This window comes from Sporosarcina soli (genome assembly GCF_042655805.1).
Classification (GTDB): domain Bacteria; phylum Bacillota; class Bacilli; order Bacillales_A; family Planococcaceae; genus Sporosarcina; species Sporosarcina soli.
Map to the genome: position 1 here is coordinate 1 of NZ_JBHSNO010000006.1, position 16,756 is coordinate 16,756.

Annotated in this window: 13 protein-coding genes; all 13 read right to left on the minus strand. The window is 40.9% G+C overall.

What is annotated here, in order from left to right:
* Positions 1-53 precede the first annotated feature (53 nt).
* The 13 genes from ACFPRA_RS12320 to ACFPRA_RS12380 all read right to left on the minus strand — a co-directional run bounded on the left by ACFPRA_RS12320 (position 54) and on the right by ACFPRA_RS12380 (position 16,431).
* Positions 54-416 carry an aromatic-ring-hydroxylating dioxygenase subunit beta gene (locus ACFPRA_RS12320; RefSeq protein WP_381434928.1) on the minus strand — a complete coding sequence of 121 codons (363 nt, stop codon included), beginning with the start codon at positions 414-416 and terminating at the stop codon, positions 54-56.
* The gene (locus ACFPRA_RS12325) at positions 416-1,774 is read right to left on the minus strand and encodes an aromatic ring-hydroxylating oxygenase subunit alpha (protein WP_381434931.1); all 1,359 of its coding nucleotides are present in this window, start codon (positions 1,772-1,774) and stop codon (positions 416-418) included. The genes ACFPRA_RS12320 and ACFPRA_RS12325 overlap by 1 nt, the downstream gene beginning before the upstream one ends.
* 260 nt (positions 1,775-2,034) lie before the next feature.
* Positions 2,035-3,297 carry an MFS transporter gene (locus ACFPRA_RS12330; RefSeq protein ID WP_381434933.1) on the minus strand — a complete coding sequence of 421 codons (1,263 nt, stop codon included), beginning with the start codon at positions 3,295-3,297 and terminating at the stop codon, positions 2,035-2,037.
* A gap of 112 nt (positions 3,298-3,409) precedes the next feature.
* Positions 3,410-4,774, minus strand: coding sequence for an APC family permease (locus ACFPRA_RS12335; protein WP_381434936.1), 1,365 nt, complete (start codon positions 4,772-4,774; stop codon positions 3,410-3,412).
* Positions 4,775-4,899: 125 nt separating this feature from the next.
* The gene (locus ACFPRA_RS12340; RefSeq protein WP_381434940.1) at positions 4,900-6,285 is read right to left on the minus strand and encodes an aminotransferase family protein; all 1,386 of its coding nucleotides are present in this window, start codon (positions 6,283-6,285) and stop codon (positions 4,900-4,902) included.
* Positions 6,286-6,304: 19 nt separating this feature from the next.
* Positions 6,305-7,483: an iron-containing alcohol dehydrogenase family protein gene (locus ACFPRA_RS12345; RefSeq protein ID WP_381434942.1), complete on the minus strand. Its 1,179-nt coding sequence runs from the start codon at positions 7,481-7,483 to the stop codon at positions 6,305-6,307.
* 52 nt (positions 7,484-7,535) lie between these two features.
* Positions 7,536-8,849, minus strand: coding sequence for an MFS transporter (locus ACFPRA_RS12350; protein ID WP_381434945.1), 1,314 nt, complete (start codon positions 8,847-8,849; stop codon positions 7,536-7,538).
* A 118-nt stretch (positions 8,850-8,967) separates the two neighbouring features.
* Complete coding sequence (locus ACFPRA_RS12355; protein ID WP_381434948.1) at positions 8,968-10,428, minus strand: NAD-dependent succinate-semialdehyde dehydrogenase; 1,461 nt, start codon at positions 10,426-10,428, stop codon at positions 8,968-8,970.
* A 31-nt stretch (positions 10,429-10,459) separates the two neighbouring features.
* The gene (locus ACFPRA_RS12360; RefSeq protein WP_381434950.1) at positions 10,460-11,587 is read right to left on the minus strand and encodes a class II histone deacetylase; all 1,128 of its coding nucleotides are present in this window, start codon (positions 11,585-11,587) and stop codon (positions 10,460-10,462) included.
* Complete coding sequence (locus ACFPRA_RS12365) at positions 11,587-12,471, minus strand: MBL fold metallo-hydrolase (protein WP_381434953.1); 885 nt, start codon at positions 12,469-12,471, stop codon at positions 11,587-11,589. Before ACFPRA_RS12365 ends, ACFPRA_RS12360 begins: the two co-directional genes overlap by 1 nt.
* A gap of 417 nt (positions 12,472-12,888) precedes the next feature.
* Positions 12,889-14,775, minus strand: a complete 1,887-nt coding sequence (locus ACFPRA_RS12370) for a TRAP transporter permease (RefSeq protein ID WP_381434955.1) — start codon at positions 14,773-14,775, stop codon at positions 12,889-12,891.
* Between the two features lie 71 nt (positions 14,776-14,846).
* Positions 14,847-15,866, minus strand: coding sequence for a TAXI family TRAP transporter solute-binding subunit (locus tag ACFPRA_RS12375; protein WP_381434958.1), 1,020 nt, complete (start codon positions 15,864-15,866; stop codon positions 14,847-14,849).
* A gap of 337 nt (positions 15,867-16,203) precedes the next feature.
* Positions 16,204-16,431 (minus strand): MBL fold metallo-hydrolase, encoded by a 228-nt coding sequence (locus ACFPRA_RS12380; RefSeq protein ID WP_381434961.1) that lies wholly within the window; start codon positions 16,429-16,431, stop codon positions 16,204-16,206.
* Positions 16,432-16,756: the final 325 nt, after the last annotated feature.

The window sequence follows — 16,756 nt, forward strand, 5'->3', positions numbered from 1 at the left end:
ATTTCTACTCGTCCAAATCCACTTTTGTAAATAGTGTGCGTAAATTCACTTGACTAAACGTAAGAAAAGTAACTGATTACTTTATATTCTTCCGGGCTATCCGTTTGTTCAATCATCACATTACTAATAAAATGCCTCTGTCTCGGAGCTGGATCATCTACCCAAGCAGATTTCATATAAAGTCTTTCTACTTTCATCGTAATGTCTTTTTTCGTATCCGAAAAATAGGTCATATCATGATTTAAATTAGATCCCTTTTTATTCTCTACAGTTACTCGTACCGGCATTACGTATTGAATGTCCTCGGTAAGCAAATCAAGCCATTCCCGATACTTGCGATGGTCCAATAAGTAAGCTTCCCGATAATAAAATTGCGTGATCTCTTCCTGTAATGACATTTGCATAAGTTCTCGCATTAGTCTTCACCTCCGGATTCCTTCGTCAGCAGTTCTAACCAGTATTTATGCATACTTCTAGCGATATGATCTGTATAACATGTCGGATACGCTTCACCAGGTCCTGGAAAGTTTTCATCTCTTTCCACATTATCAAAGCCCATTAAGTAATTCGCCATATTGTTATAACTTAGTTTCCGATCACGCGACATACTACCTGAACTCGCCTCAATGATGCGCGCCCAATTCTCCGTGTCATCTTGCTCAAGTGTTCCTGCAGCTCCAAATGTTGCGAGGAACCCTTTGTAAGACTTTTCTTTATACTCTTCTGGGAGTGCTTTGTCGATCATATACCATACCCAGATTTCGATTTTATCCGGTGCTATTGGTCGCCACACACGCCAATTGAGATGATTGTGTTTAACCCCTTCTGATCCGCTTCCTGAACTGAGAAATGATAGGTTCGGGAAAACACCGCCCACAAAATTCGTTACTTTGGAGAAAACTTCAATTTGCTGTTCATTTAAATTCCTCTCAAACATGGGCCACATATCCTCCGGCATCCCTTGATATTTATTAGCCGATTCCCCAGTTGCAGAAGTAATGACATTAATGCCATGTCCATTTTGCAAAACAACTTGATGTCCATAAGACGCATATAATGGGTCCGACGGTGTTAACTCCATTTCCGTGGCGGATCGATGTGTTGTCTGCACATGATACGGATCCGCTGCAAAGTTTTCGGCTGTCATTTTCCAATTTGCTTTCGCTATCCACCGCTGCGGCACTCCCCTTACTTCCATTCCTCCATCACTTCTACCCAGCATAATGTCAAAATAAAATTTCATATCCCCTAAGTAGTCCTCTAATGACATCGCATTGGGATCGAGATTACCAAATATCATTCCTTGATAGCTTTCTACTCTAGGCACTGGTCGTAGTCCCCACTCACTTTTATCCATTTTTTCACCATACACTTTATTACCTGCCACAATTCCAATCAATTCCCCGTCAAGATTGAATGTCCACCCATGATAAGGGCATGTATGCGCTTTCTTATTTCCGTAATCTTCAGTGCAAAGCCTTGTCCCTCGATGAGAACAAGAGTTTAGAAATGCCTTTATTTCCCCTTTTCTATTTTTCATTAGTAAAATCGGATCATCAACCATCATTCTTGTAATATAGCTTCCACCTTCTTTTAACTCAGATTCATGACCTAGAAATTGCCAGGTTTTCCCGAATACTTTTTCTTGTTCTAACTTGTAAACCTTAGGATCCGTTACAACCCATTGCGGATAATAGCCTTCATCCAACTTTTCTTTAATTTGCTCCAATTCTTTAATGATCAATTTAAAAAACCTCCTCTTATAGTTGTGCATTTTACAGAAACAAGTCGCCAAATGATTTATTAATATGAAAATTATGATTATAATCAAAGTGTAACATCTGCTAAATTCTTTTGACATTGCACAATCCATTGTTGATTTGACAAAAGTTATTATTCTATTACTATTCAAAAAGGTGTTTAACCCAAAGAATATCCTTGAGTCAAACACCTTTTGAACAAATACCAATCCTTATTGTAAATCCTATCTTTCCTTATTTAGCAACATTTAATGAGCGAACAGTATATTTGTGCTTACTTTATAAACGCAGGCGCATTAATCAGTTGGCCTGATTTACGAGTTTCTTTATCAGGATTCGTAAAAATCAAGAAAATCACACTAAAAATTAATACGAGTGAAGCTGCTAATATTACAGAATAATTAAACCCGAGTGCTGTATTATCCCCCGCTAATTGAACAACAAACCCCGTAGCAAGCGGACCGATAATGCCGGCCAAGTTTGCTAGCCCAATTAATACCCCTGAAGCTAATCCTTTCCGCTCTGGGAATAATTGATTGGCGATTTGTGGGGCAATGGAGAATATTGTATTTACGAGCATTAAGCCCATCCCTAAAGCAATAACTGCTCCTACAGTTGAGCTGATTAGCGTAGTGGAGAAAAAGGCAATGGATCCCAAGACTAAGCAAATACCAACTACGAATACACGGGACTTCCGGTGGCTTTTGGTTTTCTTCAACACATGGTCTGATAGCATGGCAACCGCGATTGAGCCAAGTGAAGTAAAGACGCCAATTCCCCCGACAATGTACCCCATTTGTAGCGGAGATAAATGAATAATTTCGGTTAAATACGTCGGCATCCAAACAAACACCCACGACAGAACCCAAAAAGCCGAAAAGAACACTAAAGTAGTAAGGATGAAGTTAACCGTAAGCAATTTAGTAGAAAGTTCCGCCCATGTGAGCTTTGGCAATTTTTCTTGGATTACATCCACGCTTACTTGATATTTAGGTCTTTCTCGCCCAAAGATCATCCATAAAATAACCCATAACAGACTGAGTGCTCCTAAAAATCCAAAACCTATACGCCAGCTGTAGCTATGGATAAGAAGAATAAGAAAAGGCGCCATCAATTTTGCCCCCATACTCCCACTTGCTACGAGAGAAGTAGCGAATGCCCGTTTTTCTGGTGGAAACCATTTACTAATATGGCTGACAGCTACCGCTAAAAAGGGTCCTTCAAAAGCCCCTAGAAATACACGGGAAAATATGAGCAATGGTAAACTATAAATGACAAATGCGCTAAATTGGGAAAGCGTCCAGGCAATGGCCATTACCGTTAGCATTCTCTTTGTCCCTACTTTATCTGATAACGTAGCACCAACGATTCCTGCTATTGAAAATAACCAGTAAAAACTGCTCCCAACCATCCCGAACTCCACAAAACTAAGGCCTAAATCTTCCATAATCGGAACTGCAGCATAGCCTACAATTGCCTTATCTGAATAATTGATGATGTACATCAAAAACAGAAATAGTACAATAATCCAACGCATTACAATCCCCCTAACAACTCAAGATATTGTTACGCTAAACCGTTACGTAACGGATAATTTCCAATTGGATTTCTCCTCCAATTTCATAAGGTAATGTTCGAACGGCTAAGCGTTATAATTCCTCACTAAGTTCTGCCTTCGTACTAGGCAAGCTCCTTCTGAATCCTTTTGTTTTCAATGCGAGGATAACAACACCAAGAAGTAGCCAGCCGAATCCTATAACTCTTCCAATCGGATCCATGCCAATCAATATGTACAAGCAAACCATAATACCTAGGATTGGAGAAACAAGGCTACCAAATAGTTGCTTGCCTTTTCTTTCATTCCTTTTAACATAAAACTCAATGATCACTGAGATGTTGACGAAAATAAAACCTACCAAAGCCCCAAAAACGACGATTAAAAAAAACACACTAATTGGGATCAAAAGTGCTCCAATATAACCAACTACAGCTAAAATATAAATACTGTAGATTGGGGTTTGATGTTTCGGATGCAAATAAGAGAGAAAGCTCGGCAATGCTTTGTCACGCCCCATACTAAATAAAACGCGTGAACCAGATGCCTGTCCTGCTAACGCTGTAGCTGTCGCCGTAATCACCAGCGCAACGGTTGTGAAAGCTGCCAATCCACTTCCGCCAACAGCAGTTGCAATTTCATAAAATGCTGTGTCCTCATTTCCAAACGTCCCCAACTTCCCTTGAATGAGTGTCATGAAATACACTTGGATGCCAATTAAAAATGCACTAATTACGCATGTAATGATAACGGCTAAACCAACTGTCTTTCCTGATACGATTGCATCTTCTGAAAGTGCAGTGATCGCATCAAAGCCAAGGTACGCAAGAACTGCAATTGAAGTGCCCGCCACTAAAGCGTTGAGCGAAAATGTTTCTTTTTGGTAAACGCCATCTAAACTAAAAATACTTCCAAGTCCATCAGCACTCGTCAATGCATAAATGGCAAAGGCTATAAATAAGAAAACACTTCCAAGTTTTAAAATTAACATCAATAAGTTTAAATGAGCTGATAATTTAGTCCCTCGAAAATTAAAGTAAGTCATCGGGATCATTAAGAGTAATAACATGACCCAGAGTGGTACAAACGTGAATAACTCTATAGCAAAAGTTGAGCTTAATTTATACACCAACATTGGGAATATTAAGTAGTCCAACAATATAGCCCAACCTGCCATAAAACCAAGACTTGGATTTAAACTATGTGTAGCATAACTATACGTCGATCCTGCCTTTGGTATAATGCCTGCCATTTTCCCGTAACTAAACGCGGTAAAGATCATGGCAACAAGTCCAATAAAAACGGATAAGACTCCATGCCCATTAGAAGTAATGGTTAATCCTCCAAATAACGATTGCGCTGCGTTAGGCGAGATAAAAATCAGACCAAAAATAACTAAATCTCTTGCTCGTAGCACTCTTTTCAAACCTTGTTCGTTACCTACAATATTTCCAGCCATTTGACAGCCTCCCTTATGAGAGAATATTGGGATAGTTACTGGTACAAAGATCCGAATTGGCTTTCACTTCATTGAAATCTGTGGAGAGATGTATGTATGCATCCTCTCCACAGATCGGTGTTCTTTTAAGAAATGCTTGTTGCAATCTCAGTCAATGATTCATCAAAAATAGCAATCATTTGCTCTACTTGTTCTTCTGTAATCGTTAATGGAGGAGCCATTACAATTGTATTTGATCCTTCAAAAATAACCGGACGAATGATTAAACCTCTTTTCGTGCATTCTTGGACAAATCGAGGGGCCACTGCGAGAGATGGATTGAAAGGTATTTCGTTATTACGGTCTTTATATAATTCGAAAGCCGCCATCAATCCAAGCGCTCTTGACTTCGTGAAAATCGGATGTTTCTCTTCTAAATAGGCAAAGCCTTTCTTCAAAACAGTTTCCATATTTTTCGCGTTTGCTACGAGATCTTCCCGTTCAATAATCTCAAGATTTTTTAACGCAACCGAACAAGCCACTGGATGCCCACTATACGTAAAGCCGTGGAAGAACATCCCATCACCGGACAACTCCGCCAACTCATCCCTTAGTGATTCGCGAATAATGACTGCACCTAGCTGACTATAGCCACTCGTAATACCTTTTGCCACCGACATCAGATCAGGCACCACGTCCCAATTGTCCACACCAAACATTTTGCCCGTTCGGCCAAAACCGGTGATGACTTCATCCGTAATCATTAAAATTCCGTATTCATCGCACAGTTTACGAAGCGCTTGTAAATAGCCATCTTGCGGAATGAATAGCCCACCTGCACCTTGAACCGGCTCCAAAATAACGGCTGCTACTGTTTCCGGACCCTCTTTTTCAATGACACCCCGGAAGCTACCAGCAAAATCTGGATCCGTTCGATCTCCAAGTTCACAGTTTGTATTAAAACGCGTTGTCGCATGAACGAATCCAGGCGCCTGAGCAGTCGCCATGTTTTGAAATTGTTCAATTCCCGTTGCACTCGTAGCACCAATCGTAATGCCGTGGTATCCGCGTTTCATCGCAACAATCTTGTTTCGTTCCGGTTTCCCCTTTAATTTCCAATAATGTCGTGCAATTTTAAATGCCGAGTCATTCGACTCTGAACCGCCCGATGTGAAAAAGCTAACATTTAAATCCCCAGGTGTTAACGAAGCAATCTTTTCGGCTAGGCGAATGGCCGGTTCATGGGACATCCCTTGGAAACTAGAACTATAGGCGAGTTGCGTCATTTGTTCCTTTGCCACTTCCGCCAATTCTTCTCGTCCATGCCCGACATTGACATTCCAAAGTGAAGAGAGCCCATCAATATATTGTTTTCCGTTCACATCGGTTACGTGAATTCCTTTTCCTTCTTTTATAATAAGGGTAGGTCCGTTTTCCTGATGTTGTTTCAAACTCGTTACTGGATGAAAAACATGCTTTTTATCTAACTCTCTTAGCTGCACTACATTTACTTCATTTGTCACTAGACTCATTTTAACTCCCCCATTTACGTTAATAAGCATTTTTCAAAATTGCCATAATATCTTCCTTTGTTGCTGTTCGCGGAGTGAAAGTCATACTTCTTTCTTTTAAAGCATCCTCAGCGATTGTAGTGAAATTTTCTTTTTTAACTCCCGCTTCCCGTAATCGTGGAATGTTGACTTTGTGATTTAAATCAGTTACTTTCTCAACAATGCTCTTTACGATTTCTTGATCGTCTATGCCATGAATAGGTAATCCCATGCTCGATGCAATATCTCTCATTTGTCGTCGAACTCTTTCATCCACGCCATTAAAAGCCAAAACGTGCGGCAGTAAAATCGCATTTGCAGTACCATGCGGAACACCACAGTGAGAACTGATAGGATGAGAAATAGCGTGAACAAGACCTAAACCTGCAGAATCAAATGCAACGCCCGCTATTAAACTACCAAGTAGCATATTCGACCTCGCTTCAATATTTGTTCCACTACTCGTACTTTCATAAATATTTCCCGAAATGAGTTCAATGGCTTTTAATGCGTTGATGTCCGTCATAACAGATGCCCCTTTGGAAATATAGGCCTCTATTGCATGGGTGAGCGCATCCATTCCAGTTCCCGCTGTTACAGCAGGTGGAAGACCCACAGTAAGAAGAGGATCAACTAACGCAATCGTTGCCCCGCAATGCTGTCCACCAATCACCATTTTCCTTGATTTTTTTGAATCTGTAATGACAGTAACCGCTGTTACTTCACTACCTGTACCCGATGTTGTCGGAATAGCAATGAGTGGTTTCGTTGGAATTTTAACCGTGTCTCGTCCTTCATATTGATGGATAGATCCAGGATTCGTTAATAAGATATTTACAGCTTTCGCACAGTCAATCGAACTTCCGCCGCCAATCGCAATGATTGCTTCTACTTCATGTTCCTTAGCGAATTCAGCCGCCTCGGTGACGATAGAGTCGGTCGGATTAGCAGTAACTTTCTCAAATGCCACTACCTGTAGCTCTTCTAGATGTAATTGATTGATAATTTGATCGGCTATCCCTGAATTCTTTATGCCTTCATCATAAATACAAAGCACTTGTTTAACAGCAAGCTCTTTTACAACACTGCCTATTTCTTCTGAAGTTCCACAACCGAATTTCACGATCGTAGGAACTGTAAAACGGAATGATGCTGTCGTATCTTTTATCTGTATTGCCATACTTTCTTTTCTCCCCTCTCACTTTTAGGCATTGGTTCCCTTTTCCAATTAGTTAGTGTACGTTTATCGGTACGGCAGGGTTATCGGCTTCTGTTCTTCTTTCCGGTGGACGGGAGAATACCCCTACAATTACGACACCCGAAGCAATAATAACCGCTGCTAAATAAAATGCATTACTGAAACTATTAGTGGCTTCAACGATAAAACCAGTAATAATTGGAGCTAAAATCCCTGGAAGTGTTTGCGCAACTTGAGCTAATCCTCCCATGGAACCGGCCTTCTCCGGAACTGTTTCAGCTACTACTGCACCAAGTGGAGCAGCTGCTGAAGCCAAGCTCATTGCCCCAATTGTTAGGAAAACTACCGCTCCTGTTACTGTTTGAGATTGAACAACAAGAACAAGACTAGCAGCTAAGATACAAAACCAAAAGACCGTCCAGTATGCCCTTGCAATACGCCTGCTATTCGTGTGTTTATAAATCGTGTCACTTAATCTCCCGCCAATTGCCTGACCAAGTGCCGCACCAATCCATGGCACAGAAAGAGCAAATCCCATAGATTTTAAATCCAGGCCCCTTTCAAGACTTAAATAACCTGGCAACCATGTTAATAGAAAGAATAAAGCGTATCCCACACAGAAAAATGCCCACATATTCGCTAATATCGTACCGCGTACACCTTTAGGAATCGTCAATAATTCTTTAACCGACTTTTTCTCGCCCGATGTTGCTAACTTGGCTAAGTCACCTTGCTCTTGAAGTAACCATTCCTTTTCTTCATCACTCATTCTTTTGTTTGCCTCTGGACGATCTGTGAATAATTTATGCCAGAAAAACGTCCAAATAAGGCCAACTATGCCCATCACAATAAAAGGAAAACGCCAACCATAATCCATAATCATCCAAGCCAGGATCGGCGTAGCTAGGGCTGGTCCAAGATAGACAGCCGAAAAAGCAAGTCCTAAAGCGGAGGAATACTCTTTTGGGCTAAACCAGTTTGTCACAATCCGGACGCCATTAGACAAAGAAGGTCCTTCACCTGCACCAAAAAATATCCGCGCAATAATTAAAGAAACAAAGTTAAAAGCACCAGCAGTAGCTGCTGTAAAAAGGGACCACCAGATTGCGCCTACTGTAAATACTTTTTTAGAGCCATATCTATCCGCCGCTATCCCAGCAATCACCCCAAATGGGACAAGACCCCAGAAAAACGCACTTAAAACGATCCCCCATTGTGAAGGCGATAAGCCAAACTCTTCCATCATAGGTCCAGTTGCCACTGAAATAATAACTCGGTCCACGAATTGGATAAAGAAAATGAGCATAATGAAAACCATCATCGCCCACCGAAAATTTTTCTTAAACATATTTTCCCCTCCTTCTATAGTTTCCTTATGCTCTAGTTTTTATTGACAAACTACTTCTTTCGCTGACCACCAGTCTGCCTTCTTAGTCGATTCTGGGCGTAATGGGATAATCTAAGGTTTAAAAGACTGTCGAAATAAACTTCTTCTCCAAGAAATCAGCTAACCCGTCTGGACCGCCTTCACGTCCCATGCCACTTTCCTTCACGCCACCAAAAGGTCCTTCCACTTGGGCAAGTACGATATCATTGAGACCTACCATGCCATATTCTAAGCTTTCCGATACACGAATCGATCGGGATAAGTTTGTTGTAAAACAATAAGCAGCCAAACCGAAATCTGTATCATTTGCTTTTGCAATCACTTCTTCTTCCGTTTCAAACGTATAGATAGGTGCGATTGGTCCAAAAGTTTCTTCATTTGCAATGCGCATGGATTCATTGACATCGGCTAAAATAGTAGGTTGGTAGAAAAAACCTTCTTCATACCCTTTGAGATCAGGCTTTGTTCCGCCCGTTACAACTTGTGCTCCTTTCGCAACTGCATCCTTCACTTGATCCTCCACTTTCTTTAATCCTGCCGCACTAACCAATGGTCCAACTTGTGTATTCACGTCCAAACCGTAACCAACTTGCAGTTTGTCAACTTTTACTTTTAATAATGTGAGAAATTGATCTTTAATAGATTCTTGTACATAAATACGGTTTGCCGAAATACATGTTTGACCACAGTTCAAAAACTTATTACGTGCAAGTTGTTCTGCCGCATGTTCTAAGTCAGCATCTTCAAATACGATGAAGGGTGCATGTCCCCCGAGCTCCATCGAAACTCTCTTCACTTGATCCGCTGCTTTTTTCAACAAAATTTTCCCCACGTTTGTCGAGCCTGTAAATGTAACTTTTCGAATTCGTTTATCTGTTAATAGAGCATCACCGATCTTATCAGGCGTACCTGTCACTAAGTTTATGACGCCTTTTGGTATTCCAGCTTCTTCTGCTAATTGGAAGAATAAGATTGCACTTCCTGGTGTCTGTTCTGCCGGCTTCAATACGACCGTACAACCGGCAGCTAAAGCTGGGGCCACTTTTCGAGCAACCATTCCTAATGGGAAATTCCATGGCGTAATTGCTGCAACGGGTCCAACAGCATGTTGAATGACTTGAAGTCGTCTATCAGAAGTGGCCGCAGGAATAATTTCTCCATAGACACGTTTTCCTTCTTCCGCATTCCAAAGGACATAGTCAGCTGCATTCAGGACTTCTCCACGTGCTTGCATAATGGGCTTTCCCATTTCCTCGGAAATTTTCTCCGCCAACTTATCACTATTGTCTAGCATCAATTGGTAGAGACGCGTTAAAATCGTAGCCCGTTCTTTACTCGTTTTGCGGGACCATTCAGGAAACGAGTTAGCTGCAGCATCAATCGCCAACTTCGTATCTTGTTCGTCTCCATGAGCCGCTTTGGCAATGACCGCTCCAGTTGCCGGACTCACAACGTCAAAATAGTCATTTGAAATAGGATTTACCCATTCCCCATTTATGTAGAGCTGGTATGTTGTTACTTCGCTTTTTACAATTGTCATTATTCATCCTTCTTTCTGTTATTTTTTTAGGTTATACATTTGAGGGTACTTTTTTATCTTTTAACACTGCCCAAAATGCAGATTGAATGTCGATAGCTTTATCAATGGCTTCTTTTTGATTTGCATAAAGAGGTGCTACATGAACGTCTGGAAATGGATCCTCTACCCCACTATCAATTCCGCTTAGTCCTTCGATAATTTTCAACGTACAGAACGGAACATAGGCCGCGCTGTATCCGCCTTCATGCAATGCAACAAGTCGACCGTGACAATGTTTTTCAGCTAGCTGTTTCATAATGGTTGCCATTTGTTTATAGCCTTCTGCATCGACTAACATCCGACCTAATGGATCGAATTTGCTTGCATCTTGACCCGCTGAAATCAAAATGAGTTCTGGTTTAAATTCATCAACGATGGGGACAATGAGTTTCTCAAACGCATATAAGTAACCGTTGTTGCCTGTGCCTGCAGGCAAGGGAATATTGACGTTATAGCCTTTTCCTTTTCCCTCTCCCACGGCATTTACAAGTCCTCTACCTTGTGGGAATGTATATTCCTGATGAAGAGAAATGAAAAGGACATTCGGATCATTATAAAAAGAACTTTCCGTCCCATTTCCGTGATGAACATCCCAATCAAGAATTAATACGCGCTCCACACCATGCTTCTTGCGCGCATACTTGGCAGCAATTGCAGCATTATTAAATAAGCAAAAGCCCATTCCCTTTTCTTTTTCGGCGTGATGGCCCGGTGGCCGTGTAAGTGCGTAAACGTTTTCAACTTTTCCTTCCATTACTGCGTCAATTGCCGTTAATGCACCACCCGTAGAAAGCAATGCAATTTCATAAGAGTCGGGTCCTACAATTGCTAAATCCCCCGCGTCTCCACCAGTCGTATTGCTTAACTCTTCCACACGGTCTATATATTCAGATGAGTGATTCCACTCAATTTCTTCTCTAAACGCCACCCTAGGGGAAAGCGCTTCCAACTGGTTGATAAAACCGCTTCTTTCTAGCAAGTTTTTAACGCGTCGCTTTGTCGCCGGGTTTTCTGAATGTGCATCCGCCTCAATCCATCCTCCAACGGGTGCCATCATTGCACCATTTCCTGTATAATGCCAAAAATAGCTTTCGTGACAAAGAAATCCAGTTTTCTTCATTATGAATGCACCTCACGCTTTATCTTTGAATTCGGCTTCTCTACCGGCTCATCATCAACTTCTATTATCTGCAAATCTTCCCCAATAACGATCTCACCTGCATACACTTTCTTTACTTCTTCATATGCTTCATCGCCATCTGCCCCAGGTAAAAAATGTGTAAGAACAAGCTTCTTCACACCGGCTTCCTGTGCAATCTCCCCACATTGTGTTGGCGTACAATGCTCGTTCTGCAGTTTTTCAAATACTTTACTGAATTCTTTGTTCTCACCTTTTGTGTAAACCGACGTAGTCGTTATAGCGGAGTCTTGTACTAAAAGATCTGCACCAGCAGCCAATTTCACAATTTCGGGTGTAGGTGCTGTATCTCCGGAAATGACGACTACTTTCCCACCTACTTCAAAGCGATAGCCAAAAGTCGTCACATTATGAACCATTTGGGCGGCTGTCACCTTTGCAGGAATATCAGTCGAAATTTCACCTGGCTCTTCGATCTCAATTATCTTTACGTCCATTAAACCTTTAGGGGATCTGCCGAGCGATAAACGATAGTTAATATCTTCTTCATACAATTGTAAAATTCTTTCATGATACTTCTTTGTTCCAACCGGACCGACGACCGTAAGCTCTCGTCGTCCATCTCCTTGCCCACCAATTAAAAACTGCGCGTATCCAAAAAGATGATCCGAATGTAAATGTGTTAACCAAAGATGATTGATTGTCTGTGGAGGAATCCCTGCTTTCAATAGCTGAGTCGTTGTTCCTTCCCCACAATCAATTAAAATTGGAAGATCATCAATCCATAATACTTGTGCGGGCCCAGACCTTTCCAAATCCGGACGCGGACTCCCTGTTCCTAGCATTCTTACAGCAAGCTTAACCATCTGTATCACTGATCCTTTCAAAAAAGAATAAAAAATTCCCAATAGATTCCAACCCACTCAACACATAAAGACCATATAGGTTTTTTCAATTAATTCTTGCTTTGACCAAGAATATATAAAATGATATATGATTTACATGAAAGAATATTTGGAATTCCAATTGAATTCATTGTATATCTTTTAACCATTTTAGTCAAAAGTATTTTGGATATTTCAAAAATATTTTTCTCATCCTTATACAGTGATAGTTAATATTTTCAACTTTTTTCAATTTGGATTAAATCTACAGCAAAGAACTAGTTTAGATCTAGCATTGACTTTCGTGTAAACAATTTTCCATTCTAGATTTAAGTTGAAGAATAAAAAAACTGATCGAAATGGCAACGCATTTACGATCAGTTTTTTATTTCCATCAATTTATTCTACTGCAATTGACTGCTTCGCTGGCACCTTTAATTTCCACTCGTATAACAAAATGGCTGCAACAAGAACAAACCCGATTAACGACGACAGCCATGCTGTGTTAATCAATAAAATGGCTCCAGCAAAAAGAATCATCCGATTGACAATATTCACTCGTGTAAGAAAATACCCCTCAAGCGAAACGCCTATGGCATAGACACCGATCAATGCTGTAATAGCCGCAAAAATAATTGTACTTACTGATCCCACTAAAATTAAGGCAGGCCCATAGACAAACATGAAAGGGACGATAAATGCAACGAGGGCCAATCGACAAGAAACAAGTGATACTTTCATCGGGCTTGATTGTGCGATACCTGCCGCAGCATAGGAAGCAAGTGCGACCGGCGGCGTAATCGCCGACAATGTACCGTAATAGAAGATGAATAGATGTGCAGCTAGTGCAGGAACTCCCATATCAACCATTGCAGGTGCTGCTAAAATCGCAAGCACTAAATAAGAAGCAACCGGTGGTAATCCCATCCCCATGATGATTGAAGCGACCATCGTTAGTATACAAAGCAGAAGTAAATTTCCACCTGCTAGATCAAGAAGAACACTTGAAAAACGTAGCCCCATTCCTGTCATATCAATAACACCGATGACAATCCCCGCCGAACTACATGCAGCGACGACCATGAGGGACAATCTAATCCCTTCCTGTAGCGCTAACAAAATTTGACGAACGGACATCCAAGTTTCTTTTCGAATTAAACAAACAATAGGTACAGAAACAATTGACCAGAATGCAGCATTTGTAGCAGGCATTTGCATAACCATCAATAAGTAAACTAGCAACAAAAGCGGCAACATTAAATGTCCCCTAGTTTTCAATAATTGCTTCAAGTCCACTTTATTTTCAACTTCTGTTGCCTTTAAGCCATCTTTGGCAGCTCGTAAGTCCACCATAATAAAAATAGCTACAAAATACAAAATGGCTGGAATTGCAGCGGCAAGTGCCACTTGCGCATAGCTAATTTGCAAAAAGTCTGCCATTAAGAAAGCAACAGCCCCCATCACAGGCGGCAATATCATTCCGCCAGTCGATGCAACCGCTTCAACTGCTCCGGCAAAGTCTTTTTTATAACCGCCGCGTTTCATAAGTGGTATTGTCAAAACACCTGTTGTGACAACGTTTGCAACCTGACTTCCGCTAATCGAACCAAAAAGTGCACTCGCAACGACCGATACTTTTGCTGGTCCACCACGGAATCGTCCAACCAAGGCGAGTGCAAGGTCCATAAACATCGCACCTGCACCGGAGCGTTCAAGCATAGCTCCAAAAATGACAAAAAGAACGATATAGCTCGCCGAAACACCCAATGGAATTCCAAAAATCCCTTGATTTGTTAAACCGATTTGTGTAATGATCCGTTCGAATGAATACCCCGAATGTTGAATCATAAGAGGTAGCTTATCGCCAATAAAGGCATATACAAGAAAAACAATTGCGATAATGGGAAGTGCTAGACCGAGCATCCTTCTTGCAACTTCAAGCGTCAGTAGGATGACCAAGACTCCAACTGTTAACGTCAGCGATGATGGAGCGCTTAACTCTAACGGTAGCTCTAAATACCGGACCGTCATATACAATCCAACACCTAGTGAAAGCATGGCAAGAGTGATATTGATAAAAAGCGAAATCCCTTTTTGCTCCGCTTTCTTATCCTCATCTTTCTTTTGAAAGATTGGATAGATAAGAAAAACTAAAGCAAAAGCCAATCCTAAATGAATCGCCCGTTGTTGAGTAGCCGGGAGTAGTTGGATTCCGCCAGAATATAAGTGAAAGAAAGCCATAACTAAAGCAAGTACTGCTATTATTCCCGTTAGCCATTTTCTCATTTATTCTTGTCCTTTCTGTAAGAAATTAGCCTGCAGTAAAATAACTACTTCACCACAGGCTGCTCTTTGCGTCATTGATTTACTTCAATTCCCACTTCTTGAAAATATTTTTCAGCTCCTGAATGGAAAGGCGTTTTTATTCCGTTTAAGATCGTTTCCTTACTAATGTTCGCGGATGGATGTACTTTCCGAAGCTCTTCTCCGTTTTCCATAATTGTTTTGACAACATTATACACAAGCTCTTCGTCCGTCTTTTCATGTGTATAAATGACAGATTCAAATGCAGCCATTAATGTATCTTCATCCTGACCTGGATACATTCCACTTTCGACATTGACATATGAAAAATAAGGATGCCTTTCTACCATTTTCTTCAAAATATCTTCTTCTACTTCAAGAATTCGAATTGGGTACAACTGTGCAAGCTCTGTTACATTCGGATTTGGCAGGCTACCTGGTAATACACCTGCATCGATACTCCCATTTTGAATGCCTTCAATAATTTCCGCATAGCCGATCGGAATATGTTTGTAATCACTACTCTTAACGCCATAACCTTCTTCGAGAACTACGTTAAAAAGGTTTGTTGCTGTCGCTCCCGGAGGTAAGGCACCGATCCGTTTTCCTTTTAAATCTGCCATTGATTTAATTGGCGAGTCTTTTGCCACCACGACATGGTTAACAGTTGAGTTAATCCAGCCTACCGCTTTCAATTCAGGGTGTTCGCCTGGAATTTGCTCAAGTTCTCCCTGTACCGCTTGCGCTAGTGCTTCTCCGGTAAAAGCTGCAAATGCAGGCTTTCCTTGGTTATAACGATCTATCAATAGATTTGTACCTTCGACAACGCCACTCATCGCTTCTGTTGTTAAAACAACTCCCGGCATCACATTCGAATTTTTAAAAATTTGACCAATCCCTGCAGAAATTATATAGTTCGGTCCTCCCGCTCCAGGCGTATACATCGGAACAATTCCGGATACTTTACTACCAGTACCATCTGCACCTTCTTCAGCCTTCCCACTTCCGCACCCCGCAAGGATCAATGCAAGGATCGAAAGAAACATACAGAGTGAATATAGTTTTTTCTTCATCATTAATATCTCCTCCATTCATCAATAATCCACATTTGTAAACGTTTACAAATTAGATCTAAGAAACTGCCTGTTCAATCCGAACAACTTGTAAAATGAGTTATTCATATGCTTCCCAGAACCCACTTAGATGCCTGTGACAAATTCAGGCTACTGTTATTCAATACACTCACTCTTTACTTTTTGTGAATCTACAGTTTCGACAAAACAATCCTCCACTTCTATGAGCTTTAAATCTTCTCTAATAACGATTTCACCCGCATAAACTTTCTTTACTTCTTCGTTCCAACCGGACCGACAACCGTAGGCTCTCTCCGTCCATCTCCTTGCCCACCAATCAAAAACTGCGCGTATCCAAAAAGTGATCTGAATGTAAGTGTGTTAACCAAAGATGATTGATGGGATGTGGAGGAACCTCTGCTTTCAATAGCTGAGTCGTTGTGCCTTCCCCACAATCGATTAAAATTGGCAAATCGTCGAGCCATAGTACTTGTGCGGTCCCAGACCTTTCCAAATCCGGACGCGTACTCCCTGTTCCTAGCATTCTTACAGCAAGCTTAACCATCAGTATCACTGATCCTTTCAAAAAAGAATAAAGAATTCTCACTAGATTCCAACCAACTCAACACCTAAAGACCATATATGTTTTTTCAATTATTTCTTCTTCCGACAAAAAATATATAAAATAATATATGATTTAGATAATAGAATATTTGGAATTCTAGTAGAATTCATTGTATATCTTTTAACCAATTTAGTCAAAAGTATTTTGATTATTTTTTAAAATATATTTTTTAACGCTTTTCCTTTAATTAGATACATCATCTAGAGACTTTCCTTTATTCTGGCTTAAACAAAAAAGGAACTGAATTCTTTCCAGTCCCCCTTTG

What these genes read in the sequence shown, in the direction of transcription:
- ACFPRA_RS12320 (WP_381434928.1), bottom strand. Translation starts at nt 416, where the DNA reads ATGCGAGAACTTATGCAAATGTCATTACAGGAAGAGATCACGCAATTT.
- ACFPRA_RS12325 (WP_381434931.1), bottom strand. Translation starts at nt 1,774, where the DNA reads ATGCACAACTATAAGAGGAGGTTTTTTAAATTGATCATTAAAGAATTG.
- ACFPRA_RS12330 (WP_381434933.1), bottom strand. Translation starts at nt 3,297, where the DNA reads ATGCGTTGGATTATTGTACTATTTCTGTTTTTGATGTACATCATCAAT.
- ACFPRA_RS12335 (WP_381434936.1), bottom strand. Translation starts at nt 4,774, where the DNA reads ATGGCTGGAAATATTGTAGGTAACGAACAAGGTTTGAAAAGAGTGCTA.
- ACFPRA_RS12340 (WP_381434940.1), bottom strand. Translation starts at nt 6,285, where the DNA reads ATGAGTCTAGTGACAAATGAAGTAAATGTAGTGCAGCTAAGAGAGTTA.
- ACFPRA_RS12345 (WP_381434942.1), bottom strand. Translation starts at nt 7,483, where the DNA reads ATGGCAATACAGATAAAAGATACGACAGCATCATTCCGTTTTACAGTT.
- ACFPRA_RS12350 (WP_381434945.1), bottom strand. Translation starts at nt 8,849, where the DNA reads ATGTTTAAGAAAAATTTTCGGTGGGCGATGATGGTTTTCATTATGCTC.
- ACFPRA_RS12355 (WP_381434948.1), bottom strand. Translation starts at nt 10,428, where the DNA reads ATGACAATTGTAAAAAGCGAAGTAACAACATACCAGCTCTACATAAAT.
- ACFPRA_RS12360 (WP_381434950.1), bottom strand. Translation starts at nt 11,587, where the DNA reads ATGAAGAAAACTGGATTTCTTTGTCACGAAAGCTATTTTTGGCATTAT.
- ACFPRA_RS12365 (WP_381434953.1), bottom strand. Translation starts at nt 12,471, where the DNA reads ATGGTTAAGCTTGCTGTAAGAATGCTAGGAACAGGGAGTCCGCGTCCG.
- ACFPRA_RS12370 (WP_381434955.1), bottom strand. Translation starts at nt 14,775, where the DNA reads ATGAGAAAATGGCTAACGGGAATAATAGCAGTACTTGCTTTAGTTATG.
- ACFPRA_RS12375 (WP_381434958.1), bottom strand. Translation starts at nt 15,866, where the DNA reads ATGAAGAAAAAACTATATTCACTCTGTATGTTTCTTTCGATCCTTGCA.
- ACFPRA_RS12380 (WP_381434961.1), bottom strand. Translation starts at nt 16,431, where the DNA reads ATGGTTAAGCTTGCTGTAAGAATGCTAGGAACAGGGAGTACGCGTCCG.